Annotated in this window: 19 protein-coding genes and 1 pseudogene; 13 read left to right on the top strand and 7 right to left on the bottom strand. The window is 62.9% G+C overall.

Annotated elements, in window-relative coordinates; genetic code table 11:
• Window positions 1-221: 221 nt before the first annotated feature.
• The 3 genes from KHO53_RS01545 to KHO53_RS01535 form a co-directional block, all read right to left on the bottom strand.
• A complete protein-coding gene (locus KHO53_RS01545; protein WP_213569890.1) occupies window positions 222-2,003 on the bottom strand; it encodes a UvrD-helicase domain-containing protein in 1,782 nt (593 codons plus the stop codon).
• Window positions 2,003-4,141, bottom strand: coding sequence for an AAA family ATPase (locus KHO53_RS01540; RefSeq protein WP_213569889.1), 2,139 nt, complete (start codon window positions 4,139-4,141; stop codon window positions 2,003-2,005). The genes KHO53_RS01545 and KHO53_RS01540 overlap by 1 nt, the downstream gene beginning before the upstream one ends.
• A gap of 778 nt (window positions 4,142-4,919) precedes the next feature.
• A complete protein-coding gene (locus KHO53_RS01535) occupies window positions 4,920-5,234 on the bottom strand; it encodes a helix-turn-helix domain-containing protein (protein WP_010222571.1) in 315 nt (104 codons plus the stop codon).
• 278 nt (window positions 5,235-5,512) lie between these two features.
• On the opposite strand from KHO53_RS01535, the pseudogene KHO53_RS25870 reads away from it, so the two are divergent.
• From KHO53_RS25870 to KHO53_RS01495, 9 genes and pseudogenes are all read left to right on the top strand, one after another.
• Window positions 5,513-5,782, top strand: a pseudogene (locus tag KHO53_RS25870) (PAS domain-containing protein); the annotation flags it as partial.
• A gap of 174 nt (window positions 5,783-5,956) precedes the next feature.
• Window positions 5,957-7,066, top strand: a complete 1,110-nt coding sequence (locus tag KHO53_RS01530; RefSeq protein ID WP_414867358.1) for a methyl-accepting chemotaxis protein — start codon at window positions 5,957-5,959, stop codon at window positions 7,064-7,066.
• 22 nt (window positions 7,067-7,088) lie between these two features.
• A complete protein-coding gene (locus KHO53_RS01525) occupies window positions 7,089-8,777 on the top strand; it encodes a putative bifunctional diguanylate cyclase/phosphodiesterase (RefSeq protein WP_036996388.1) in 1,689 nt (562 codons plus the stop codon).
• A 240-nt stretch (window positions 8,778-9,017) separates the two neighbouring features.
• Window positions 9,018-9,107: a K(+)-transporting ATPase subunit F gene (gene kdpF / locus KHO53_RS01520; protein WP_036996387.1), complete on the top strand. Its 90-nt coding sequence runs from the start codon at window positions 9,018-9,020 to the stop codon at window positions 9,105-9,107.
• An 8-nt stretch (window positions 9,108-9,115) separates the two neighbouring features.
• Window positions 9,116-10,813: a potassium-transporting ATPase subunit KdpA gene (gene kdpA / locus KHO53_RS01515; protein ID WP_213569888.1), complete on the top strand. Its 1,698-nt coding sequence runs from the start codon at window positions 9,116-9,118 to the stop codon at window positions 10,811-10,813.
• A 10-nt stretch (window positions 10,814-10,823) separates the two neighbouring features.
• Entirely contained in the window at window positions 10,824-12,878 is a 2,055-nt protein-coding gene (kdpB, locus tag KHO53_RS01510; RefSeq protein ID WP_010222567.1) for a potassium-transporting ATPase subunit KdpB, read from the top strand.
• A gap of 15 nt (window positions 12,879-12,893) precedes the next feature.
• A complete protein-coding gene (gene kdpC, locus KHO53_RS01505) occupies window positions 12,894-13,454 on the top strand; it encodes a potassium-transporting ATPase subunit KdpC (RefSeq protein WP_010222566.1) in 561 nt (186 codons plus the stop codon).
• Between the two features lie 15 nt (window positions 13,455-13,469).
• Window positions 13,470-16,124, top strand: coding sequence for a DUF4118 domain-containing protein (locus KHO53_RS01500; protein ID WP_010222565.1), 2,655 nt, complete (start codon window positions 13,470-13,472; stop codon window positions 16,122-16,124).
• Window positions 16,121-16,819 (top strand): response regulator, encoded by a 699-nt coding sequence (locus KHO53_RS01495; protein ID WP_010222564.1) that lies wholly within the window; start codon window positions 16,121-16,123, stop codon window positions 16,817-16,819. Before KHO53_RS01500 ends, KHO53_RS01495 begins: the two co-directional genes overlap by 4 nt.
• Before the next feature lie 74 nt (window positions 16,820-16,893).
• Here KHO53_RS01495 and KHO53_RS01490 read toward each other — a convergent pair whose 3' ends face one another.
• Complete coding sequence (locus KHO53_RS01490; protein ID WP_010222563.1) at window positions 16,894-17,934, bottom strand: patatin-like phospholipase family protein; 1,041 nt, start codon at window positions 17,932-17,934, stop codon at window positions 16,894-16,896.
• Window positions 17,935-18,092: 158 nt separating this feature from the next.
• Here KHO53_RS01490 and KHO53_RS01485 point away from each other — a divergent pair, with 158 nt between their 5' ends.
• The 3 genes from KHO53_RS01485 (at window position 18,093) to KHO53_RS01475 (ending at window position 20,039) form a co-directional block, all read left to right on the top strand.
• Window positions 18,093-18,371: a hypothetical protein gene (locus KHO53_RS01485; RefSeq protein WP_010222562.1), complete on the top strand. Its 279-nt coding sequence runs from the start codon at window positions 18,093-18,095 to the stop codon at window positions 18,369-18,371.
• Window positions 18,372-18,385: 14 nt separating this feature from the next.
• Window positions 18,386-19,156, top strand: coding sequence for a CHAD domain-containing protein (locus KHO53_RS01480; RefSeq protein WP_010222561.1), 771 nt, complete (start codon window positions 18,386-18,388; stop codon window positions 19,154-19,156).
• An 82-nt stretch (window positions 19,157-19,238) separates the two neighbouring features.
• Window positions 19,239-20,039, top strand: coding sequence for an acyl-CoA thioesterase (locus KHO53_RS01475; protein WP_010222560.1), 801 nt, complete (start codon window positions 19,239-19,241; stop codon window positions 20,037-20,039).
• Here the strand turns inward: KHO53_RS01475 and KHO53_RS01470 are convergent.
• From KHO53_RS01470 to KHO53_RS01460, 3 genes are all read right to left on the bottom strand, one after another.
• Complete coding sequence (locus KHO53_RS01470) at window positions 20,036-20,398, bottom strand: Mpo1-like protein (protein WP_010222559.1); 363 nt, start codon at window positions 20,396-20,398, stop codon at window positions 20,036-20,038. The genes KHO53_RS01475 and KHO53_RS01470 overlap by 4 nt on opposite strands.
• A 76-nt stretch (window positions 20,399-20,474) precedes the next feature.
• Window positions 20,475-21,953 carry a methyl-accepting chemotaxis protein gene (locus KHO53_RS01465; RefSeq protein WP_213569887.1) on the bottom strand — a complete coding sequence of 493 codons (1,479 nt, stop codon included), beginning with the start codon at window positions 21,951-21,953 and terminating at the stop codon, window positions 20,475-20,477.
• An 86-nt stretch (window positions 21,954-22,039) separates the two neighbouring features.
• Window positions 22,040-22,846 (bottom strand): TatD family hydrolase, encoded by an 807-nt coding sequence (locus KHO53_RS01460; RefSeq protein ID WP_010222557.1) that lies wholly within the window; start codon window positions 22,844-22,846, stop codon window positions 22,040-22,042.
• A gap of 158 nt (window positions 22,847-23,004) precedes the next feature.
• Here KHO53_RS01460 and KHO53_RS01455 point away from each other — a divergent pair, with 158 nt between their 5' ends.
• Window positions 23,005-24,429 (top strand): MltF family protein, encoded by a 1,425-nt coding sequence (locus KHO53_RS01455; RefSeq protein ID WP_213570600.1) that lies wholly within the window; start codon window positions 23,005-23,007, stop codon window positions 24,427-24,429.
• The last annotated feature ends 30 nt before the right edge of the window (window positions 24,430-24,459 follow it).

Below are 24,459 nucleotides of genomic sequence, written 5' to 3'. Positions count from 1 at the left end.
TATCGGTAGAGGATTGAAAGTAGGAGCAGTAGCACTCAATCTGGGCAAAAAATGACCAATTATAGTTGGCGAGATAATTCGAGATAATTCCCGCTGGGCCTTGGCCTAGCCACCTTTGCTTCTGGCCGAACTCTGTCTATGGTCAGCGGCAGCAACGGGTCGGTTAGCGACCGTGTACAGTGGATGGTTCATCCTGGTGGAGTCCAAGCCAGCGGATCGCCTCACTGAGCGTCGTAATTGAAGCAGCACGCAGTGAGCGACTCGGTCGGGGTATAAACCCCGTATTGCCCCCTTGATCGTCCCGATTCTGATATCAAGTGAAGATGCTTGCGTGCGCGGGAGCTCAATACGTAAAGGAGCTTGCTCGCGGCCACATTCCCATTTGCTTCATTAAAGTGCGGCACCATACCTTCCAAGAGGCCGAAGGCGATAACAACGTCGAACTCGGCGCCCTTGACGCCATGAATGGTGGAAACGGTGATGCCCGTCCGCTCGCGGAATACCTTCTTGAAGAATAAAACTTGATTTATGTAGGTCGCCCCAGCTTGCTGCAGTCTCGCAATTCTTGCTGCCGAGCTTCTAAAAAATGCCTCTCGGTGCGCGGAAAGGGGTGGAAAGCAGTCCTCGGAAATGCTCAGTCGCACGAACAGTTCGGTAAAGGCTTGGTCGAGGTAGCGGAGACCATCCATTTCATCGATCGACAACGCGTTGCTCTCCCTCAGCAGCCTGCGGGGTGTGAGCTGTGTGGTGTCGACGCCGAAATCTCCGAGGTCTTTGATAACGTCGCCTGCCCAGCGCATTCGCCGAACCAGTAGCCTCGGTGAGGATTCCGTCAGCAAGATCTTGGAGAGTTTGAACCAGAAATTGTCTGGATCGTTGCTGAAGGGAACTAGACCTGGACCATCGAACTGCTGGTCGGGCAACATCGCCACCAGCTTACGAGTCGTTGCGGCCAGGAGTATCCACCATGGTGCGAGGATGCAGATGTTTTCGGGTGGGTTGCCGGCGGCAAGACTCACCTGAATCAACCTGACCAGTTCGTCGTGCACATCGGTATGCGCAACATCTCGGTTGTAGGTTACCAGGCTGGGAAAGGTGGCATGTTCACCTGCGCTCTTGATGGTCGTTGCGTGCACGTTGAAGTTAGAGAAATAACTGATGATCCGCTCGCTGGACCGATAGTTGCGACTGAGGGCCATCTCCTTAATTGGGATTCCGGCTTGAGCGCGAAAATCAGCCACAGGCATTGCGTATCCGCCGAGTGAGCCGTAGATGGCCTGGTTTGGATCGCCCACGATGAACGTCTTGGTCTGTCCGCAGCCTGCGCGCAGTATGGACGTCAAGAGACTGTACTGGATTTGCTTGGTGTCCTGATACTCGTCCACCAGCATGTGGGAAAACACGCGGGACAATAGCAGTGCGATGTGCGCTTGATCGCGCATCAGGGTGTAGGCATGCCACAGAATCTGCTCGAAATCGATCTGACGACTCGCTAGAAGCTCTTCAAAGTATGCTGCCAGCACCTTGTGAATCGCCTGGTGCTTTCGAGTGTCCGGACAGCCGAGGTGATACCCAGCCTCGGTAACGTAGTAGTCGCAATCCCAGTGGGTCACTCCTCGATATGGGGTGCACAGTCGTTCCAGTAGAAGTTCACGATCATGCGTATCAATGACGCGGTAACCATGGGCGAGCGCGGGGCAGTAAATCCCGTAGGGTTTGATGATCCATTCCAGGCAAAACGCATGGATCGTGCCGATCCACAACCCGGAGGTATCGACCCCGAGGTCCTCGATACGTTCCTGGATTTCATCGGCGGCGCGGTGGGTGTAGGTAATGGCTGCAACGATCCGCTTGTCAGCGCGGCGTGACAGCTCGTAGGCTATTTTGTAGGTGAGGGTGCGTGTCTTGCCACTACCGGGGCACGCAGTCAGGAAAATGCTCGACGGTTCAATTACGGCCGCCGCTTGCTCACAATTGAGCTCCCGCGGATCCCAGGTGAACATCAAATGATCTCCGTCATAAAGGCGGTAATGCTGTCCTCGGGCAGTCTGTGAGCGACCGCCGCCTTGAGGTCCTGTAGGCTGATTTGCTCCTTCTCAAAGCGCTCCACCTCAAGGAGGAAATCTGTCTTCACTGGAGCTGCTGCCGGCCAGGTGCCGAACAGGCATTCGGCGCGATGCTGGAGAATTCTGGCCAGCAGCGGACGGGAGAACTCGCCATGTGCAAAATGAATGGCTTGCAGGATGTAGGCGGGAATCTGGACCTGGTGGGTGAGGTGCTCGGCAAGCAGGATGGCGAACCAACCCTTTCCCTCTTGCTTGGCCATCGTCAGCGCTCGACTTCCCATTCTCGACAGTTGCCCGGATTGAAGATCCTCCGTCGCCTGTTCGATCGTCTTCGCGTCTTTGTAGACTTCTGGAGCGGTCTGAACAACGGAGTTATGGTTTCCGGCAGCGATAAAGTCGACTTCGAAGGTATGTTTGGCGTAAAAAGTTGCAAGCCATGGATTCCCAGCCGTGAATCCTTTCAGGTCGGCGTGGCGTTCTGAGCCTGATTTCTGCGAACCGAGGGCCTTGTTTTTTTTCTCAGCGATGGCTGAGGTATCGGTGGGCAGTGGCGTGGTATCGAAAAAGGTCTGATCAAGATCTGTGACGATGGCGCACCGCTTTCGGATGCGCAGGTCATGGAACAGGACAGCTACATTTTTGAAGCCCGTACTGCGGATGTTGATGACACTGATGCCTAGCTCGTCAACGCTTAACCCCAGCACCTTTTTGACGAGCACCGGGATCAGGATTTCTTCTACATCACCCTCGACGAGAATCACGCTCTTGGCGAATAAAAGATTGCTACGCACTGCGTCGAGATAGCGCTGGATGCTGGTGACCTGGGTGGGCTCAAGACCCGTTGCCGGTTGGTAGGCCTCGCAGAAGGAGCCATGACGCCCCAGAATGTTGACGTTGCTGACATTGCTCACCTCGGAGATGTGGGTGGAGTGGGTGGTGTAGATGATTTGCGCGTCGCTGTAGGCGATGCGGTCGAACAGGGTTTTCTGAATGTGAGTGTGGATATGCGCTTCCGGTTCCTCGATCAGGAGAAAGTTGGCCATGGCCTGTTTTTCGCGCTGATACTTGAACTCCAGGAGCTTGAGCGTCAGGTAGATGAGGTTGGCCCCGCCCAGGCTCAACTCATGTATTGCACCTTCGTACCCTTCTTCGGACTCACCCACGAAAAGCCGCAGGGACTGGAAAAGCTTATCGGCCTCCTCAGGCAAATCAGATTTGATCGAGAGTGAAGCTGGCGAGTAGGTTTCACCCGCTGCGTCCTTGATGGTCTCGCGAATATGATTGCGAACCGATTGCACATCCTCCAGGCCCTCAATGGAGGTGTTGAGTTCACGAGCCATCTCAGTGATTGGTTGCATTGTGGCAGGGTTGATCTCTCCGCTTTTGCTCTTGAGCAAGGTAAGCAAAGGGTTGGTTCGGTTGTTGTGAAACTCGGCAACAACGTCACGCAGGGCTTGAATGAAAGTCAGCGTGACCTCTTTGGTGACAGAGAGAAATCCGGGCACCTTCGCTCCGATTTCCGGAAACTCCGTCTCCGAATTGAAATTGCACAAATCGAAGTCGCCAACGATCTTTTCGTAAACGGCGGGATCGCTGAAATCGGCCCAGCTCCGGCCGGTGAAGACCGTTTCGTAATCGTCGATGGTGATCGCGTTGCGCACCTCCGCGAGCTGGTCTTCGTCCAGGAAATCGACGTCAGCCAACTTCAGTCGAATCTCTCTCTTGGGCCGGAAGATAAGGTTATAGGTAGCCTTGCGCAGTGGTGCATCATCAAGCGAGGCGGTGCCATGAAGGAACAGTGCCTGGACGGATTCGTCGGTGCTGATTTCTTCGAATTCCATGCTTATGATGATCCAATGGCCCTGCCATTGACCGAGCGAACGGCTGAAATCGGATTCGTCCAACCGGTAGGCTGCACGCACCATCGTGTCATCAAGCAGGAGCCGGATCGCTCGGAAGATGTTCGACTTGCCAGCGCCGTTTTCTCCGATGATGGTATTTACACCCTTGTGAAATCGAAGGGTCGTGTTCTTGAAGTTGCGGTAGTTGACCAAGGTCAATTTGGAAATATGCATACTTCTCCGGCCTGCCGCTCCCTGAGCAGCCTTAGTTGTTTGGAAGTAATCGTAGCGCAGCCGCGGGCTATATGATCACGACTTCCTTTTGTTGGGGTTCATCCAGCTGAGGACCTGCAGGCATGTGGCAGGATCGCCCAAATCGGCAATCAAGGCATCAAACGTCTGCGTCTATCCGCGCTTGAGCAGTGTCAGTCGCTCTCCCAGGAGCAGCGGATAGCTGACGGCCAGTGCATTTCGATTAGCGCGTGATCTAAAAGCTGCTAAAGGAGGTCTGACCACCTTAGTGAGGGTGTAGCACGTCATTCGCGTACATCAAATAATAATCGCAATAGACTCTCGCCTAAGCGGTTGTGTAGCAATGGATTGCCGCCAGCGCGTTAGGAGCTGTACGAATTCAACTGGTCAGACCACCTATAAGCAGTTTCATTTTGAATGCAAAAAAAGTCATTTTCAGTGCAAACCCAAGGGGTTTTCGGTTGAGTGGGTGAGAATTGGCTTTACCGGTCTGACCAGTTAGTGCGATACCCAGGCAAAAAAAAGTTCTTCACGACATTTCGGGGACTATGAGCCTTGGGGTGGGGTTGGTTGCGAGCTTATCCATTCGGTGTGGGGGCCCCCCCCCCCCCCCCCCCCCCCCCCCCCCCCAAAAAAAAAATAAAAACCCCCGCAGCCGGAACAAGCCAAGCCAAACCAAGGATCCTAGCCCCCCAGGATTCCGTGAAGAACCAAAAAAAAGCGGCAGGTTCAACCTGCCGCTTTTTCCGTGTTGCCGGGACTAAGGCTTGGACAAGGCCAGGTCTACCGCCGCGATCAGCTTTCCCAGGTCCTGGGAAGGGGCCTTATGGATGACGCCGAAGAGGTAGGCACGTTGCTCATCTTCGTCGTCCTCGTCTGCGAAGAAGGCTTTGAGTTTGATCCCCAGCGCCTCGGAGAAGGTCGACAGGGCTTCCACGCTGGGGGTGTAGGTGCCGGTTTCGAAGCGACTGATGGTCTTGGGGTCAAAACCGGTTTTCTCGCCAAGTTCAGCCTGAGTGAGCCCGGCTACCTTGCGGTAACGTCTGATGGCCGAACCCAAACTTGAATTTGTCATCGCTTAATTCCCATTTAGAATCAAGAACTTAACGATATCTATGCGCATTAGGCAACGCCACGATTCATCACCTTTATTTGCATAATGTGATGTAATTCGTAGAATTACCGGTTTGGACAGGCCAAAAGCCATCGAGTTTCAACCGGGGGCAGCAGGCTGAGAGTATTCAGCAAAGCACCTCGGCAGAAGGCTGATCTCGATGTCGGACGAATGGTTCGTGCGCTGCACAGGACAACCTGGCAGACCACAGCAAATGGAGTTTTATCGTGCGTCTCAACATGCCGGTCACCTCGGTCGAGCAGACTTTCGGCGAGGACCAGCGGCTTATTTCCGCTACCGACACCGCCAGTAATATCACCTACTGCAACGCCGAATTCGCCGCCATGAGCGGTTTCAGCCAGGCCGAGCTGATCGGCAGCCCGCACAATCTGGTCCGCCACCCGGACATGCCGCCAGCGGTGTTCGCACTGATGTGGCAGTACCTCAAGGCTGGCCAGAGCTGGATGGGGATCGTCAAGAACCGCTGCAAGAACGGTAACTTCTACTGGGTCAGCGCCTATGTCACGCCGATCCTCGAAGACGGCCGCCTGGTCGGCTACGAGTCGGTGCGGGTCAAGCCGACCCGCGAGCAGGTGCGCCGGGCCGAGGAACTGTATGCGCGGTTGCGTGAAGGCAAGCCTGCGGTGTCGGCCGGCCGCCGCCTGGCCCAACTGAGCCAGGTGATGAGCCTGCCATTGGCAGCCGGTGCAGTGGCGGTGGCCGCCAACCAGGCGCTGCCGGGCTGGCCGGGCCAGGGCATTACCCTTGGCCTGTTCGGGCTGATCGGCCTTTGGGCCCACAGCCGCTTGGGCCGCCAGCTTGGGCAGATCGTGGCGTGCTCGAATCACACCTTTGCCGACCCGATCAGCGCCCTGACCTACAGCGATCAACTGGGCTCGGCAGCACAATTGCAGATGATCCTGATCAGCGAAGAAGCGCGGCTCAAGACCGCGCTCACCCGCCTGAGCGACCTGGCCACGCAGATGGCCGAAGCCGCCAGCGACTCCAGTCGTCTGTCCAGGAACACCGAAACCGCGTTGCTGGAACAGCGCGCGGAAACCGACATGACCGCCACCGCCATGACCGAAATGGCTGCGTCCATCGGCGAGGTGGCCGAGCATGTGCAGCAAACCGCAGTCCAGGCGCAGACCGCCAACCAACTGGCCGAGCAGGGCAGCCAGGTCGCTGGCACCAGCCGCGAGGCCATCCAGTTGCTGGCCAATACCGTCAGCCAGATCAACCAGGCGGTCACCCACCTGGCCGGGCAGACCCAGGACATCATGCTCGCCGCTGAAGTGATCCGCGCGATTGCCGAGCAGACCAACCTGCTGGCGCTCAACGCCGCCATTGAAGCGGCCCGCGCGGGCGAGCAGGGCCGTGGTTTTGCCGTGGTCGCCGACGAGGTTCGCGCCCTGGCGGCCAAGACCCGGCAGTCGACCGTGCAGATCCAGGGCATCATCGAGAACCTGCGCAGCGGTGCCGACGAGGCGGTGAGTATCGCCAGCCTCGGTATCAACGAGGCCGAGCAGGGCGTGGCCCAGGTGCTGGAGGCGCAACGCGCCTTGCAGGGCATTCGTGCCGCCGTCGAGCGCATCAGCGACATGAGCCAGCAGATGGCCGCTGCCTCGCAAGAACAATCCTCGGTGGCCGAAGAAGTCAGCGAGCAGATCAACAACGTTGCCAGCACGGTGCAGGCCACTGCGCGCAACGCCAATGCCGCGGCCAGCCGTGGCGCCGAGCTGCAAAGCATTTCTTCGGGTCTGCGGGCCCTGGTCGAGCGCTTCAACCGCTAGCCACCAGGGCGCAGAGGAATTCATGGACGATAACTACCGCACGGCCGTCGATGCCGCCGCGATCTTTTCCGAAACCGACCTCAGTGGCCGGATCACTTACGTCAACGAGCAGTTCTGCAGCATCTCCGGCTACAGCCGCGAGGAACTGCTCGGGGCCAATCACCGGATCCTCAACTCCGGCCTGCACGGGCCGGAATTTTTCGTCGACATGTGGCGCGCGCTGGTCGCCGGCAGGGTCTGGAAGGGCGAGATCTGCAACCGTGCCAAGGACGGCTCGTTGTACTGGGTCGACAGCACCATGGTGCCGCTGATCGACCCGGCCAGCGGCCAGGTGCGCAAGTACGTTTCGATCCGCTTCGATGTCACCGAGAAGCGCCAGTTGTTGCATACCCTGCAATGGCGCGTGGGCCACGATGTGCTCACCGGCCTGCCCAATCGCGCTTATCTGTCCGACCTGCTCAACCAGGCCCTGGAGTACTCGCGCAACGAGGACATTCCGCTGGCGGTGTGCATGCTCGATCTGGATGGCTTCAAGGCGGTCAACGACGGCTACGGGCATGCCAGCGGCGATCTTCTGCTGGTCGAAGTGGCCACGCGCCTGAAGGGCATCTTGCGCGGCGGCGATGCCGTGGCGCGGTTGTCGGGCGACGAGTTCGTGCTGATCCTGCGCCATGTGCAGAACCCTGCGCATTTGCAGGCGGCGCTCGACCGGGTGCTGATCGCGATAGCAGCGCCGTACCAGATCCGCGACCAGGAGATCCGCGTCAGCGCCAGTATCGGCGTGACCTTGTTCCCTCAGGACAACGAGGACACCGACACCCTGGTGCGCCACGCCGACCAGGCCCTGTACGTGGCCAAGCAGAGTGGGCGCAATCGCTTCCACCTGTTCGACGTGTCGCTCGACCGGGAGGTCAAGGCCACCCACCAGACCGTGGCGCGCCTGCGCCAGGCCTTGTACATGGGCGAGCTGTGCCTGCATTACCAACCCAAGGTCAACATGCACAACGGCGCGGTGATCGGCTTTGAAGCGCTGCTGCGTTGGCAGCACCCGGGCAAGGGGCTGGTGATGCCCGCTGACTTCCTGCCGCAGGTCGAACAGACCGACCTGATCGTCGAGATCGGCGAATGGGTCATCGACCAGGCCATGAACCAGATGCAGCGATGGCAAGCGCTGGGGTATCAATGGCCGGTCAGCGTCAATATTGCTGCCCGCCATGTGCAGCGTGACGACTTTGTCGAGCGCCTGCAGTTGTCGCTGAACCGTCATCCGGCCGTCGCACCGGCGATGCTCGACCTGGAGATCGTCGAGTCGGTGGCGATTGAAAATATCCAGCGCGTCAGCCAGTGCCTGGAGGCTTGCCAGCGCCTGGGCGTGCAATTCTCGCTGGATGATTTTGGCACCGGCTATTCGTCGCTCAGTTACCTCAAGCGCCTGCCGACGCGCACCATCAAGATCGACAAGTCGTTCGTCCGCGACATCCTCCACGACCAGGACGACCTGGCCCTGACCCGCGCCGTGATCGGTCTGGCCCGGGCTTTTGGCCGCCAGGTGATCGCCGAGGGCCTGGAGACGGTCGAGCATGGTCAGTTGCTGATGGGCCTGGGTTGCGACATCGCCCAGGGCTACTGCATCGCCCGGCCAATGCCGGCCGAGCAGGTGGTCGACTGGGTTGCCAATTACCAGCAGCCTCTTGAGTGGAGACCCCTGTAGGCGCAGGCCTTCTGTGGGAACGGGCCTTGCCCCGCGATCGAGCGCGCAGCGGTCGCAACCCAGGCGACGCCGGATCTACTGACAGTACTGGCCTCATCGCGGTGCAAGCCCGCTCCTACAGGTGGGCGGCGTTATTTACGCATTCTTTATGCCCGCCCCGGGCTCTTGGTCTCGTCCCTTTACAGCCACTCTGCCGACAATGACCGTCAGCGGCGCGTGCCGTAAGGACGGAGAGTTTTCATGAGCATTCTGGACGGGGTGTCACTGCTGTTGGCAGTGGCCTTGATGATCTACCTGCTGGTCGCGCTGCTGCGCGCCGATCGGGGCTAGGAGCGACCATGCACAGTTACGATTACGTGTTGCTGCTGGCGTTCTTTGCGCTGGTACTGCTCCCGGCACCCTTGCTCGGGCGTTTCTATTTCAAGGTGATGGAGGGCCAGCGTACCTGGCTGTCGACACTGCTCGGGCCGCTCGAGCGTGGCTGCTACCGGCTGGCCGGGGTCGACGCGAACAAGGAGCAGAGCTGGCAGCAATACACTCTGGCCCTGCTGGCCTTCAACCTCGCCGGCTTCGTGTTGGTGTTCACGGTGCTGCAGTTGCAAGGCTACCTGCCGCTCAACCCGCAGCACCTGGCGGGGCAGGAGTGGTCGCTGGCATTCAACACCGCGGTGAGCTTTGTCACCAACACCAACTGGCAGTCCTACAGCGGTGAGGCTTCGGTCAGTTACCTGAGCCAGATGCTCGGCCTGACCGTGCAGAACTTTGTCAGCGCCGCCACCGGCCTGGCGGTGCTGGTCGCGCTGTGCCGCGGCATCGCCCGTCGCTCGGCCAAGACCCTGGGCAACTTCTGGGTCGACATGACCCGCGCCACGCTTTACGGCCTGTTGCCGCTGTGCCTGGTGCTGGCCTTGCTACTGGTATGGCAGGGCGTGCCGCAGACCTTCGCCGATTACGTGCATGCACTGACCTTGCAGGGCGGCGCCGACCAGACCATCCCGCTGGGCCCGGCCGCCAGCCAGATCGCGATCAAGCAACTGGGCACCAACGGCGGCGGCTTCTTCGGCGTCAACTCGGCGCACCCGTTCGAGAACCCGACGGCCTGGAGCAACCTGTTCGAGGTGGCTTCGATCATCCTCATCCCGGTGGCCCTGGTGTTCACCTTTGGCCATTACGTCAAGGACATGCGCCAGAGCCGGGCGATCATCGCCGGCATGCTCGCGTTGTTCTTGATCGGTGGCGGCACCGCGCTGTGGAGCGAGCACCAGGCCAACCCGGCGCTGAGCAGCCCGCTGGTTGAACAGAGCGCGCCGCTGGAAGGCAAGGAAAGCCGTTTCGGCACCACTGCCAGCGTGCTCTGGACGGTGACCACCACCGCCGCCTCCAACGGCTCGGTGAACAACATGCACGACAGCCTCAACCCGCTCAGTGGCATGGTTGCGCTGGTCAACATGATGGTCGGCGAGGTGATCTTCGGCGGCGTTGGTGCCGGGCTCTACGGCATGCTGCTCAACGTGTTGGTCGCCGTGTTCCTCGCCGGCCTGATGATTGGCCGCACCCCGGAATACCTGGGCAAGAAACTGCAGGCGCGGGAAGTGCAATTGCTGGTGGCGACCTTGCTGGTGATGCCGGTCGGCGTGCTGGTGCTCGGCGCCCTGGCAGCCAGCCTGCCGGGACCTGCGGCAGCGATCAGCAACCCCGGTGCCCATGGCTTCAGCCAACTGCTGTATGCCTACACCTCGGCCAGCGCCAACAACGGTTCGGCATTCGCCGGCCTGGGTGCCAACACCACCTTCCACAACGTGATGATCGGCCTGGGCATGCTGATCGGCCGCTTCGGCTACATCCTGCCGGTGCTGGCCCTGGCTGGCAGCCTGGCACTGAAAAAGTCCGCACCGGTGGGGCAGAACAGCTTCCCGACCCACGGCCCGCTGTTCGTCACCTTGCTGGTGGTGACCATCCTGCTGGTCGGTGGCCTGACCTTCCTGCCGGCCCTGGCCCTGGGGCCGGTGACCGAATACCTGAGCCTGGGCTTGTGAGGAACAACTGATGAATATGCCGATTCCCGAAGTAAAGGTGCAGGCCGCCGAAGCTGCGCGCACCACCGTTGCCGCCCTGTGGCGCCCGGCGCTGGTACAGGCCTTCGTCAAGCTCGACCCGCGCCAACTCAAGCGCTCGCCGGTGATGCTGGTGGTGGAACTGACCGCGATCTTCACCACCTTGCTGTGTTTGCTGCCTGACAGCCGCGTGCCCACTGGCGTGGCGTTGCAGATCGCCCTGTGGCTGTGGTTCACGGTGCTGTTTGCCAACTTCGCCGAAGCCCTCGCCGAGGGCCGTGGCAAGGCCCGCGCCGACAGCCTCAAGGCCGGCAGCCAGGGCCTCAGTGCCCGTCGCCGTACGGCCTCGGGCAGCTTCGAGATTGTCCCGGCCACCAGCCTGCGCAAGGGCGATGTGGTCAAGGTCTCGGCCGGGGAGATGATCCCTGGCGACGGCGAGGTGCTTGAAGGTATCGCCGCGGTCAACGAGGCGGCGATTACCGGTGAATCCGCGCCGGTAATCCGCGAGTCCGGCGGTGATCGTTCGGCGGTCACCGGCAACACCCGGCTGGTCTCCGACTGGTTGCTGATCAGCATCACCAGCAACCCCGGCGAGTCGACCCTGGACCGCATGATCGCCCTGGTCGAAGGCGCCAAACGGCAGAAGACTCCCAACGAGATCGCCCTGGACATCCTGCTGATCGGCCTGACCCTGATCTTTCTGGTGGTCGTGGTGACCCTGCAGCCGTTCGCCCATTTTGCCGGTGGCAGCATCCCGCTGGTGTTCCTGGTGGCGCTGCTGGTGACCTTGATCCCGACCACCATCGGCGGCCTGTTGTCGGCCATCGGTATCGCGGGCATGGACCGCCTGGTGCGCCTGAATGTGATCGCCCGCTCCGGTCGTGCGGTAGAGGCTGCCGGTGATGTGCATGTGCTGATGCTCGACAAGACCGGCACCATCACCTTCGGCAACCGCCGCTGCAGCGCCCTGCATGCGGCGCCCGGCGTTACCGCGCGGGAGTTGGGCGAGGGCGCCTTGCTGGCGTCGCTGGCCGACGACACTGCCGAAGGCAAGTCGATTGTCGAGTACCTGCGCCAGTTGCATGATTTCACCGAACCGACTGCCGATCAGCTCACGCCCGTGGCCTTCAGCGCCGAAACCCGGCTGTCCGGCATCGACTATCAGCAACGTCGCTATCGCAAGGGCGCGGTGGACTCGGTGCTGGCCTTCGTCGGCATGCAACGCCTGGAAATGCCGGCGTCATTGGCCCGGGAAGTGGACAAGATTGCCCAGAGCGGTGGCACGCCGCTGCTGGTGTGCCTCGACAAGCGCCTGCTCGGCGTGATCCACCTCAAGGACGTGGTCAAGCCGGGCATCCGCGAGCGCTTTGCCGAGCTGCGCAAGCTGGGCATCCGCACGGTGATGGTCACCGGCGACAACCCGCTGACCGCTGCGGCGATTGCCGCCGAAGCCGGGGTCGATGACGTGCTCGCCGAAGCCACCCCGGAGAAGAAGCTGGCGCGCATCCGCCAGGAACAGAACGACGGCCGTCTGGTGGCCATGTGCGGTGACGGCGCCAACGATGCCCCGGCGCTGGCCCAGGCCGATGTCGGCATGGCCATGAACGACGGCACCCAGGCAGCCCGCGAGGCAGCCAACATGGTCGACCTGGACAGCGACCCGACCAAGCTGCTGGATGTGGTCCAGGTCGGCAAGGAGTTGCTGGTGACCCGTGGTGCGTTGACCACCTTCTCGATTGCCAACGACGTAGCCAAGTACTTCGCCATCCTCCCGGCCTTGTTCGCGGCGATCTACCCGCAACTGGGCGTGCTCAACCTGATGCACCTGAGCAGCCCGCAGAGCGCGATCCTCTCGGCAATCGTCTTCAATGCCCTGATCATCGTCGTGCTGATCCCGCTGGCCCTGCGCGGGGTGCGGGTGCAGGCCGCCAGCGCCGCCCACCTGCTGCGTCGCAACCTGCTGATCTATGGCCTGGGCGGGCTGATCGTGCCGTTCGCCGGGATCAAGCTGATCGACCTGTTGCTCACCGCCCTGAAGCTGGTCTGAACCAAGGAGATGACCATGACTACCCATATTCGTCCGGCCCTGAGCCTGATCCTGTTGATGACCCTGATCACCGGCGCGGTGTACCCGCTGGTGGTCACCGGCATCGCCCAAGTGGCCTTCCCCGACCAGGCCAATGGCAGCCTGCTGCGCGACGGGCAGGGCCAGGTGCGCGGCTCGCAGTTGATCGCGCAACGCTTCGAGGGCGACGCCTGGTTCCAGTCGCGGCCTTCGGCGGGCGACTACGCCACGGTAGCCAGTAGCGCCAGCAACCTGGCACCGAGCAATCCGGCGTTGGCCGAGCGGGTCAAGAGCAGCGCCGCGCAGCTGTACATCGAAGCGCAGGGGCCCGTGCCGCTGGCCTTGCTGACCACCTCCGGCAGCGGTCTGGACCCGCACCTGTCGCCTGCGGCGGTGGCCTACCAGCTGCCGCGGGTGGCGGCGGCGCGCAAGGTTGCGCCCGAGGCCTTGCAACTGCTGGTCGAGCAGTCCACCCTGCATCCCTTGATCGGCCCGCCGGTGGTCAATGTGCTGGCCCTGAACAGCGCCCTTGAGCGGCTGGCACCGGCGTCGAAATAAGGACAGGCAGTGAGCATGAGCAATTCCGAACGCGCAGATGCGTTGTTGGCTGGGCTGCCGCGCGAAGGGCGCGGCCGGCTCAAGGTGTTTCTGGGCGCGGCGCCCGGGGTAGGCAAGACCTACGCCATGCTCCAGGCCGCCCATGCCCAGTTGCGCCAGGGGGTGGCGCTGCTGGCCGCAGTGGTCGAGACCCATGGCCGCGCCGAGACCGAAGCGCTGCTCGGCGGCTTGCCCCAGCAGCCACTGCTGCGCAGCGAATACCGCGGCATGCTGCTGGAAGAAATGGACCTCGACAGCCTGCTCAAGGCCCGCCCGCAACTGGTGCTGGTCGACGAGCTGGCCCACAGTAACGCTCCTGGCAGCCGCCACGCCAAGCGCTGGCAGGATGTCCAGGAGTTGCTCGCCGCCGGCATCGACGTCTACACCACGGTCAACGTCCAGCACCTGGAAAGCCTCAACGACCAGGTGCGCGGCATCACGGGCGTGCAGGTGCGTGAAACCCTGCCGGACTGGGTGCTGCAGGAAGCCTTCGAACTGGTGCTGATCGACCTGCCGCCGCGCGAGCTGCTTGAGCGCCTGCGCGAAGGCAAGGTGTATGTGCCGGAGCAGGCGCGGGCGGCGATCGATGCGTTTTTTTCCCAAACCAACCTGACCGCCTTGCGCGAGTTGGCCATGCAGACAGCGGCGGCCCAGGTCGATGCGGACCTGGCCCACGGTTACCGCCAGCTTGGCCAGGACGCCCCGGCCTTGCGCGGTCGCTTGCTGGTCGGCGTCGATGGCGATGCCCAGGCCGAGCGCCTGGTGCGGCATGCCAGCCGTGTCGCCCAGCGCCGCCATCTGCCTTGGACCCTGGTGCACGTCGACAACGGCCGGCTGCGCGACGAAACCGCACGTCAGCGCTTGCAGGCGGCCCAGCAACTGGCCGAACGCCTGGGTGGCGAAGTGGTGCTGTTGCGCGCCGGCGAGGTGGCCAGGACCCTGATCCAGCATGCCCTGGAACGGCGCGCGAGCCTGGTGCTGGTCGGCCAGTCACGCGATCGCCTGCGCCGGCGGCTGTTCGGCGCCGGGGTGGCGACGCGCTTGCTGCGTGATGCCCATGGCCTGGAAATCAACGTGCTCGACCGCGACACCCAGCCCGAACCGCCCAGTGCAGCGGTGAAAAAGGTCTGGGTCTGGCGCCATTACCTGTTGGCCCTGGCCGCCACCCTGTTGGCGTCCGGCCTGGCCTGGGCGGTGGCCAGCGTGCTGGCCTTGCCGAACATCTCCCTGGTGTTTCTCGCCGCGGTGTTGCTGGTGGCGGTACGCAGTAGCCTGGGCCCGGCGCTGGCCTGTGCGGTGATGTCGTTCCTGGCCTACGACTTTTTGTTCATTCCGCCGACGTTCTCTTTCAGCATCCAACGTGAAGAAGACGTACTGACCTCGCTGTTCTTCCTGTTGATGGCAGCGCTCACCGGTAACCTCGCCGCACGCCAGCGCCGGCAGTTGCAGGCCCTGCGCGAAACCCAGGAGCAGACCAGCCAGTTGCTTGAGCTGTCGCGCAAGCTCACCGCCGCCACCGACCGCCAGGCGGTGTTCACCGCCGCCGGCCAACACCTGGATGGCTGGCAGGACCTGCAGGTGTGCCTGCTCGAACGCGATGCCGAGGGTCGACTGCAGGTGGCCAGTGGCGGCGACCTGCAGTTCAGCGACAATGAGCGTGCCGCCGCCGACTGGGCCTGGCAGCACGACCAGGCGGCGGGCCAGGGCAGCGATACCTTGCCCAATGGCCGCTGGTGGTGGTGGCCGCTGTCGGTGGACGAGGCACGCCTGGCGCTGCTCGGCGTGCGACCGCGCAAGGGCCAGCAACTGACGGCCCAGCATTGCCGCCTGCTCAAGGCCCTGAGCCAGCCGCTGGCCCAGGCCCTGGCCCGGGCGCGATTGGCCGAGCAGCTTGAGTCGGCCCGTTTGCATGGCGAAACCGAACAGCTGCGCAGCGCCTTGCTGGCCTCGGTGTCCCACGACCTGCGCACGCCGCTGACCGCCATGCGCGGCAGCATCGACAGTCTGCTGGCCCTCGGTGAGGCGATCCCCAAGGCCGATCGCCAGGAGTTGCTCGAAGGCACCCGCAACGAAGCCGAACGCCTGGATCGCTACATCCAGAACCTGCTCGACATGACCCGCCTGGGCCATGGCGGCTTGAAGCTGGCGCGCGACTGGGTGGCGCCCACCGACATTGTCGGCAGTGCCCTGAACCGCCTGCGGGTGGTGCTGGCGCCGTTGCAACTGCGCACCGAGGTGCCGGCCGACTTGCCGTTGTTGTTCGTTCACGCCGCGTTGATCGAGCAGGCGCTGATCAATGTGCTGGAGAACGCTGCACGTTTTTCTCCGGCGGCTGGGCGGCTGGCGCTTCAGGTCAGCACTGAGGGCGAGTTGTTGTGCTTTGCCGTCAGCGATGAAGGGCCGGGTATTCCCGAGGCCGATCGCGAGCGGATTTTCGACATGTTCTACACCGCTGCCCGCGGTGACCGCGGCGGGCAGGGCACGGGGCTGGGCCTGGCGATCTGCCAGGGCATGATCGGCGCCCATGGCGGGCATATCCGTGTGGGCGATGGTATCGATGGCAAGGGCACCTGCATCACTCTATGCTTGCCGCTGCCGACCCAACCCGAGCCTGAAAGCGAAGCCCCATGAGCCAAAGCGCGACCCTGCTGGTCATCGATGACGAGCCGCAAATCCGCAAGTTCCTGCGTATCAGCCTGAGTTCCCAGGGCTACAAGGTGGTGGAGGCCGCTACCGGTGCCGAAGGCTTGACCCAGGCGGCATTGGCGCGCCCCGACCTGGTGGTGCTCGATCTTGGCCTGCCGGACATGGACGGCCAGCAGGTGCTGCGTGAACTGCGCGAGTGGAGTGCGGTGCCGGTGCTGGTGCTGTCGGTGCGGGCCAGTGAAATCCAGAAGGTCGAGGCGCTGGACAGCGGTGCCAACGACTACGTGACCAAGCCCTTCGGCATCCAGGAGTTTCTTGCCCGGGTGCGGGCCTTGCTGCGCCAGGCGCCGCAGGCGACAGCCACCGCATCGGCGCTGAGCTTCGGGCCCTTGACCGTCGACCTGGCGTTTCGCCGGGTGACCCTGGACGGCATCGAGGTGGCGCTGACCCGCAAGGAATATGCGCTATTGGCGCAGCTGGCCAGCCATCCGGGGCGGGTGATCACCCAGCAGCAACTGCTCAAGGATATCTGGGGGCCGACCCACGTCGATGACAGCCACTACCTGCGCATCGTCGTCGCCCATGTGCGCCAGAAGCTCGGCGATGACCCGACGGCGCCGCGGTTTATCGTGACTGAGCCTGGGGTGGGGTACAGGCTGATCGGTCCGGAGCAGAATTAAGGGCCCTATCGCGGGGCCGCCCCCCCCCCCCCCCGGGGGGGGGGGGGGGCGCCCCCCCGCGATGCTGTTAGCCGTCAACGCCGCTCCGCCTCATAGTTATCCAGCGTATCGCGCGCAATTTCCCGGCCCAGGGCAATCAGCTCCGGCGCCTTGTAGAACTCGAAGAACCGGCACACTCGCTTGGGCACGTTGATCAGCACGTCCGGCGGATACCCGGCAATCTTGTACTGGGCAAGTGACGTCTGCATCACCTCGAAGCTCTGGTTGATCAAGTCCAGCAGGGAGGCTGGCCCGACGTTGTCGATGATGAACGAGCCGGTCGCCGATTTCGGCGCGCCGTCAGCCTCCGGCGCCGCAGCCGGTTGCTGGGCTTCGGGGGCGGCCGCGTCGCTGAGCCAGGGGTTGGGAATCTGCGCCGCCTCAGGTTGCAGCTCCTGCTCGATGCGCATCAATTGCTCGGCCGGTTTGCGCCGGAACGGCAGGTGCGAGCCCAGCGAGTTGATCAGGCTGTCAAAGCGCAACTTGAACGCTGCCGGGCGTTCGATCACCGGTAACTGGTATTGCCTCTGGTTGGTCGAGTTGAGGTTCACGGCGATGATCAGGTCGCAGTGGCTGGAGACCACCGGGATGATCGGCAAAGGGTTGAGGATGCCGCCATCGACCAGCATGCGGTTGCCTTGCACCACCGGCGTGAACAGGCTGGGAATCGCCGCCGAGGCACGCATGGCCTGGTGCAGGCAGCCCTCCTGGAACCAGATTTCCTGCTGGTTGGTCAGGTCGGTGGCGACTGCCGTGTAGGGGATGCGCAGGTCTTCGATATTGACCTCGCCGACGATCTTGCGAATCTGCCCGAAGACTTTCTCACCGCGTATCGCCCCCAGGCGAAAGCTCACGTCCACCAGGCGCAGCACGTCCAGGTAGTCCAGGCTCTCGATCCAGTTGCGGTATTGATCGAGTTTGCCGGCGGCGTAAATACCGCCGATTACCGCACCCATGGAGCACCCGGCGATGCAGGCGATGTCGTAGCCGCGACGCTCGATTTCCTCGATCACGCCGATGTGTGCATAGCCCCGAGCCCCGCCTGAACCCAGAACCAGTGCGACGCGCTTTTTCATGATGCTTCCCCGGTGTTCTGCTTCCATGGTCTAACAATGCGCCCAATTGTGTCTGTGCTTCAATCGTCAGCGGCGCTGCGCTACGCTGAATAGGGCACTTTTCTCACTGTTTGCCGTCGAAGTCGCCACCCTGAACTTTTTCTTTTGAGGAATTGCCGATGAAAGCCTGGATTTGCCTGCCCTTGATTGCCCTGGTCCTGACCGGTTGCGCTGGCAAGACGGCCTACCGCGACAGCTGCGCCAATCAGCTGGACGCGGCCTGGAAGGAGCTCGACCTGGCCAAGGCCGAAGGCTTCGCCGGTACCGTCAGCTACTCCAAGGCGTTGTCGCTGTTGACCGGGGCCAAGACCCAGCAGCAGTTCGAAGCGTTCGAAGGCTGCAGCAGGAAGGCTCAGAAAGCCCGCTTCTACATTCGCGAATCCCGCGCCGGGCGCTGATACAGGAGTAGACCATGTCGTCGGCCATGCTTGACCATGTCATTGCCCAGGTACTGAGCCTGCAGGTGCGTCTGCTGGCGTGCCAGGCACGTCTGGCTGCCGATACCGACAGCGAGGCGCTGCACGACCTGCGCATCGGCGTGCGGCGCTTGCGCAGCCTGCTGCGGCCGCTGCGCGAATTGCCTGGCGTCGACCAGCTGGAAGCGGCTGCCCAGGCGCTGGGTACCCTGACCACACCACTGCGTGACCGTGAGGTGCTGGCCGCGCAGTTGTTCGAGCGACAGCAGACGGCCGCTGCGCAATCGCGCCTGGCGCACCGCAGGCAAACCTTCGCCAATGTCGCCGCCAGCCCCGAGCTGGCGCGCCTGCTGGCAATCGTCGACGCTTTCCCGGTGTTCTTGCGCGCAGCGCAGCGCCAGGGCCTGATCCGGCGCCTGCAACAGCGCATCGACAGACGTCTGGGAAAACAGTGGAAGCAACTGCGTGAGGCCCTCGACGATCCCGCCCACGACCGCCATCGCCTGCGCCTGCTGATCAAGCGGGTGCGCTACGCGGCTGAAGCCTATCCGCAGTTGCAGCACTCCAACCCCCGCCTGCAAAAGGCCCTCAAGCGTGCCCAGGGTGACCTGGGCACCTGGCACGACCTGCTGCAGTGGCTGCTGCAAGCCGAGCAGCAACCCGACCTGGCCCCGTGTGTCAGCCACTGGCAAACGCAGCAGACCATGGCCGAGCAACGTGCCGATGCCACCCTGGAACGCCTGCAGGTGCGGCTTGCGCAGCGATAGCCCGCTGAAATGGCCGAAATGCGTGCTGTAGACCGGCTGCTGTCTGGTTAAGATCAATTTTTTTCTGATCGCTGAGGTCGTCATGAACTTTTCGCAATTGCTCACGGCGGTCCGCCAGCATCCCCAGGCGGTGACCATTGATTCAAGCTGGGCCCAGGGCCGTGCCTGTTTTGGCGGGCTGATGGCTGCCCTGGTGTACGAGGCCATGCTGGCCAAGACTTCGCCGGGGCGTCCAGTGCGTTCCCTGGCCATTACCTTTGTCGGCCCGGCCGAGCCCGAAGTGCCGATCAGCTTCGACGTCGAGCTGCTGCGCGAGGGCAAGGCCGTCAGTTCGCTGTTAGGCCGGGCCACTCAGAACGGTCAAGTGGTGACGCTGATCCAGGGCAGCTTTGGTGCCGGGCGTGACTCGGTCGTCGATGTTCCGGCCTTGCCGGCGGTCGAAATGAAAAGCCTGCAGGAGGCCGCGCCCGAGCTGCCTTACATCAAGGGGATCACGCCGGAGTTCATGCGCCACCTGGCCCTGCGCTGGGCAGTGGGCGGCTTGCCGTTCAGCAACACGCCATCGCGCAGCATGGGCGGTTGGGTACGCCTGCGCGGTGACGTCAAGGATGAGCCGGTCAGTGAGGCGCACCTGCTGGCGCTGGTCGATGCCTGGCCGCCGACCTTGTTACCTTACCTGAGCAAACCGGCGGCAGGCAGCACCCTGACCTGGACCATCGAGTTCGTGCAGCCGGTGCCGAGCCTGAGCACCCTGGACTGGTGCCGGTACTGTGCGCAGATTGACCACGCCCGCGATGGTTACGGGCATGCCTCGGCCGCGCTATGGAGCGCTTCTGGCGAGTTGCTGGCAATCAGTCGCCAGACGGTGTCGGTGTTCGCTTAACGGCGATGACGCTGGCGCCAGGCACGCCACCAGGCACCGCTGAGCACGAAGCGCGGAAAGGTGATGAACTGCTCGACCAGCAGGCGGCCAATGGCATCCTTGCGGTCGGCGAACGGCTCGGGTTGTTCGGCTTCCAGGCGGTGCCCCTGGCGCTGTAGACCGAGCCCGGCGATCAGGGCGATGATGCCCACGGCCAGTTGCCCAAGGTCCAGCGAGAACAGTCCCGAGAGCACCAGCAACACGCCGAGGATGAACAGCGGCACGGCAATCAGGTGCAGCACCAGGTTGGTCGGGTTGCGGTGGTTGTGGTGGTAGCCACGCCATTGCCAGGCGGGCAGGTTGGGCAGGCGTTTACTCATGGAAATGTTCCTCAGGGGCTTGCCTGAAGAATAGTGCGGCCCCGGCAAAGGGGCCAATCGATGGCGGCTATGACGCCTATAGCTTGAGCTGGCCGATGGCCTTGTTCAACTCGCCGGCCAGGGTCGCCAGTTCGCTGCTGGTGGTGGCCGAGTCAACGGTCTGCTGCACGGTCTCTTCGGTGACGTCGCGGATGCTCACCACCGCCCGGTTCATTTCCTCGGCCACCTGGCTCTGCTGCTCGGCGGCCACGGCAATCTGTGTATTGCTCTCACGCATCTGCGCCACCGCGCTGGTGATCTCCGCCAGGGCGGCGCCGGCTTCCTGGGCCTGTTGCACACAGTCGTCGGCCTTGAACGAGCTTTCCTGCATGAAATCCACGGCGTCGCGGGTACCGGCCTGCAGGGCCGAGACCATGGTGGTGATTTCGTCGGTAGAGGCCTGTACCCGTTTGGCCAGGTTGCGTACCTCGTCGGCGACCACCGCAAAGCCACGGCCCAGATCGCCGGCCCGGGCCGCCTCGATGGCGGCGTTGAGTGCCAGCAGGTTGGTCTGCTCGGCGATGCTGTGGATCACCCCGACCACGCCGTTGATCTTCTGGCTGTCGTCGGCCAGCTGGCGGATCATTTCGGCGGTCTGTTGTACGCCGCTGGACAGCCCGGCAATCGAGGTCTGTACCCGGCTGACCACTTCCTGGCCGCTGCCGGCCAGGGTGTCGGCGCTCTGTGACAGGTCGCGGGTGGCGCCGGCGTGCTGGGCGATGTGATAGACCGTGGCGGTCATTTCGTTGATGGCGGTGGCGGCCTGGTCGGTTTCGCTCTGCTGGCCGAGCATGCCGTGACGCACGTCGCTCATGCTCGCGGCCAGGCGCGCGGCGCCGGAATCCAGTTGCGCGGCGGTGCGCGCCACGGTGTTGACCACCCGGTGGTAGGTGGTCTGCATGGCATTGAAGGCGCTGGCCATCTGTCCGACTTCATCACCACAGGCCAGGGGCACGCGGGCTGACAGGTCGCCGGTTTTTTCCACGTGCAGCATCACGTCCTTGAGGGTGTTGAGCTGGCTGAGCAGGAAGCGGATCAGCAGTTGCGAGGCGCAGAGCATCGCCAACATCAGGATCAGTACGCACACGGCGTAATTGGTGAAGCGGTCGGTGAATACCTGGATCAGGCTGGGGGAGGGCGCGAGCACGGCGATCTGCTGATCGCCGTGGCTGATGACCTGGGCGCCGGCCAGCGGATTGTCACCCAGCAACGGCATGCCTTCGAGCTCGACCCAGCCTTGGGCCGAGGCCAGCGCATCGAGGCTGTGCCCTTCGAACTGCGGCGCCTGGCCGGGGGTGTACGTCAGCCACAGCGCGTTGCTCGGCAGGGGTTGTCCGGCTGGCCAGGCCGCCAGTAGCTGCGCCTGGGCCTGGGCTTTGCTTTGTGCACTCTGGGCCCGGGCCTGCTGTTCAAGGTGCACGGCATATAGCACCAGAAACAGCGTGGTGACAAAGGCAACCGCATTCACGGCCCAGAACTTGTACTTCAGGGAGATATTGCTAAGCCAGGCACCCATGGTAGGTCTTCTCTGATTGAGCGGAAACATTGTTGGCAAGGTGCCATCATTGTGCCCAGTCGATCATCAAGACGTTTTGATATGCGTCAAATAATCGCGGGCAGGTTAAAGAAGGCGCGGGCAGTGGCGGTGCTGTGGGCTGCCAGCTGCTCGGCGCTTTCGCCACGGTGCAGGGCCACTTCCCGCAGCACTTCGGTCAGGAACGCCGGTTCGTTGCGCCCGCTTTTCGGCTTGGGCCGCAGGCTGCGTGGCAGCAGGTAGGGCGCGTCGCTTTCGAGCATCAGCCGGCCCTGGGGGATGCTGCTGACCAGCGGGTGCAGGTGGGTGCCGCGCCGCTCGTCGCAGATCCAGCCGGTGATGCCGATGTGCAGGTCCAGGTCGAGGTAGCCGAACAGTGCCGCACGCTCGCCGGTAAAGCAGTGCACCACCGCCGCTGGCAGGCGGTCACGAAAATCCTTGAGGATCGCCAGCAGGCGTTCGCTGGCGTCACGTTCGTGAAGAAACACCGGCATCTGCAGTTCCACCGCCAGGGCCAGCTGTTCTTCCAGGGCTTTTTCCTGTTGCGGGCGCGGCGAGAAATCGCGGTTGAAATCCAGCCCGCATTCACCCACGGCCTGCACCCGCGGCTGCTCAAGCAAGGCGCGCAGCTGGCGGTTGCTGTCGGTGCTCCAACTGCTGGCGTCATGGGGGTGAACCCCGGCGGTGCTGAACAGGCGCTGGGCGCCTTCATCCAACTGCTGGCACAGCTCAAGGGCCTGTTCGCTGCCCGCAAGGCTGGTGCCGGTGACCATCATCTGCACCACCCCGGCGGCCTCGGCGCGTTCGAGAATTGCCGGGTGTTTGTCGGCAAAACTTGGGTTGGTCAGATTGACGCCGATGTCGATGAGTTGCATGGTGCTACCTCAGGCCGGGGGCCGGCCAGCATAACAAAGCTCGACGAAAATCGATAAAGCCAAGAACTTCAACGAGTTGTCGTGGTCTTTTGCGGTCAACTGTCATGGAACGACTGCAAACTATGGCGCCAACCCCACACGCGCGGACCTCGCAACGGATGACCCGAGCGCTGTTTTTGTTGATCGTGCTGAGCTTCTCGCTGCTGACGGCAGGGCCGGCCAGCGCGCGTCTGGCCGGCCCGCAACAGGCGGTGCCCAAGACCCCGGTGCGCGACCTGGCGCAGATTCGCAGCAGCCGGGTGCTGAAAGTGCTGGTCAACCAGAGCCGCAACAGCTCCGGCGAAGTCAAGGGCGAACCGGTGGGCGTCGAGCACCACCGCCTGCGTGCTTTTGAGCGCTACCTCAACGCCCGCGCCCGCGATGGCGAGGAAATCCGCCTGAAGATCATCCCCCGCGCCAAGGAACAGCTGCTGGCCGCCTTGCAGCGCGGCGAAGCCGACCTGGTGGCACCGGGCGAACTGGTCGATCCAACCTCCACCCGCGGCCTCAGTGCCAGTGATCCGGTGGTCGACAAGGTGCCCCTGGTGCTGGTCGGGCGCAAGGGCGAGCGCAGTTTCCAGCGCGTCGAGCAACTGTCCGGGCGCACCTTGGCACTGACCAGCTCAAGTGCCGCCGGCGACACCCTGCATGAGATCAACCAGAAGCTGGCCCTGCGTAAGCTGGCGCCGATCAAGGTCGAGTGGGTCGACCCGACGCTGGCGGTCGAAGATGTGCTGGAGATGGTCCAGGCCGGGATTTTTCACCTGACCGTGGTCGAGCAGCCGATTGCCGAACGCTGGGCCAAGGTCATGCCCAAGCTGCGGGTCGAGCGCAAACTGCATGTGGCCAGCCCCGAGGCCATGCGCTGGTACGTGCGCCGTGACGCGGTAATGCTGCACGCCAGCGTCGATCGCTTTCTTCAGGGCTACAAGGCGCCGGCCAATCAGGATGCAGCGTTTGAGCGGATCTACCGGCGTCTGTACCGGGTCCACAATCCCCTGGCACGCACTGATCGCAAGCGCCTGGAGGCATTGCGTCCGGTGCTGCAGCGCCACGCCCGCGAACAGAAGATCGACTGGTTGAACCTGGCTGCGGTGGCCTTCAAGGAGTCCTCCCTTGACCCGACTGCCCGCGGGGCAGGGGGCGCCCACGGGCTGATGCAGATCACTCCCAGCGCCGCTCAGCGGGTGGGGGTGAGCAATATTGCCAATGTCGATGGCAATGTTCAGGCCAGCGCCCGCTACATGGCGCTGATCCGGCGCAAGTTCTTTTCCAGCAACCAGCTTAACGAGCGTGAACGCATGGCGTTCACCCTGGCGGCCTATAACCTGGGCCCGGAGCGGGTTCAGGCGATGCGTGCCGAAGCGCGGCGGCGTGGGCTCAATGGCAACCAGTGGTTCTTCCAGACCGAGCGCATCGCCATGGAACAGGTGGGCATGGGGCCGGTGAGCTATGTGAACAGCGTCAACAAGTACTTCCTGGCCTTCGACCGTGAGCGCGCATCCCTGGAGCCGAAAGGGGGTAAAGGTGTGGGGCAAAAATAATCGAATAATTCGATTTTAATGTCGTAAATT

It is taken from the genome of Pseudomonas sp. RC2C2 (assembly GCF_018390435.1).
Taxonomy (GTDB): Bacteria; Pseudomonadota; Gammaproteobacteria; order Pseudomonadales; family Pseudomonadaceae; genus Aquipseudomonas; species Aquipseudomonas donghuensis.
Note: the sequence above shows the minus strand (reverse complement) of the source record. Positions and strands in the feature narration are given on the sequence as shown.

Excerpts from the sequence above, each read along its gene's own strand:
- KHO53_RS01545 (WP_213569890.1), bottom strand. The coding sequence starts at position 2,003 with ATGTTCACCTGGGATCCGCGGGAGCTCAATTGTGAGCAAGCGGCGGCC.
- KHO53_RS01540 (WP_213569889.1), bottom strand. The coding sequence starts at position 4,141 with ATGCATATTTCCAAATTGACCTTGGTCAACTACCGCAACTTCAAGAAC.
- KHO53_RS01535 (WP_010222571.1), bottom strand. The coding sequence starts at position 5,234 with ATGACAAATTCAAGTTTGGGTTCGGCCATCAGACGTTACCGCAAGGTA.
- KHO53_RS01530 (WP_414867358.1), top strand. The coding sequence starts at position 5,957 with ATGAGCCTGCCATTGGCAGCCGGTGCAGTGGCGGTGGCCGCCAACCAG.
- KHO53_RS01525 (WP_036996388.1), top strand. The coding sequence starts at position 7,089 with ATGGACGATAACTACCGCACGGCCGTCGATGCCGCCGCGATCTTTTCC.
- kdpF (WP_036996387.1), top strand. The coding sequence starts at position 9,018 with ATGAGCATTCTGGACGGGGTGTCACTGCTGTTGGCAGTGGCCTTGATG.
- kdpA (WP_213569888.1), top strand. The coding sequence starts at position 9,116 with ATGCACAGTTACGATTACGTGTTGCTGCTGGCGTTCTTTGCGCTGGTA.
- kdpB (WP_010222567.1), top strand. The coding sequence starts at position 10,824 with ATGAATATGCCGATTCCCGAAGTAAAGGTGCAGGCCGCCGAAGCTGCG.
- kdpC (WP_010222566.1), top strand. The coding sequence starts at position 12,894 with ATGACTACCCATATTCGTCCGGCCCTGAGCCTGATCCTGTTGATGACC.
- KHO53_RS01500 (WP_010222565.1), top strand. The coding sequence starts at position 13,470 with ATGAGCAATTCCGAACGCGCAGATGCGTTGTTGGCTGGGCTGCCGCGC.
- KHO53_RS01495 (WP_010222564.1), top strand. The coding sequence starts at position 16,121 with ATGAGCCAAAGCGCGACCCTGCTGGTCATCGATGACGAGCCGCAAATC.
- KHO53_RS01490 (WP_010222563.1), bottom strand. The coding sequence starts at position 17,934 with ATGAAAAAGCGCGTCGCACTGGTTCTGGGTTCAGGCGGGGCTCGGGGC.
- KHO53_RS01485 (WP_010222562.1), top strand. The coding sequence starts at position 18,093 with ATGAAAGCCTGGATTTGCCTGCCCTTGATTGCCCTGGTCCTGACCGGT.
- KHO53_RS01480 (WP_010222561.1), top strand. The coding sequence starts at position 18,386 with ATGTCGTCGGCCATGCTTGACCATGTCATTGCCCAGGTACTGAGCCTG.
- KHO53_RS01475 (WP_010222560.1), top strand. The coding sequence starts at position 19,239 with ATGAACTTTTCGCAATTGCTCACGGCGGTCCGCCAGCATCCCCAGGCG.
- KHO53_RS01470 (WP_010222559.1), bottom strand. The coding sequence starts at position 20,398 with ATGAGTAAACGCCTGCCCAACCTGCCCGCCTGGCAATGGCGTGGCTAC.
- KHO53_RS01465 (WP_213569887.1), bottom strand. The coding sequence starts at position 21,953 with ATGGGTGCCTGGCTTAGCAATATCTCCCTGAAGTACAAGTTCTGGGCC.
- KHO53_RS01460 (WP_010222557.1), bottom strand. The coding sequence starts at position 22,846 with ATGCAACTCATCGACATCGGCGTCAATCTGACCAACCCAAGTTTTGCC.
- KHO53_RS01455 (WP_213570600.1), top strand. The coding sequence starts at position 23,005 with ATGACCCGAGCGCTGTTTTTGTTGATCGTGCTGAGCTTCTCGCTGCTG.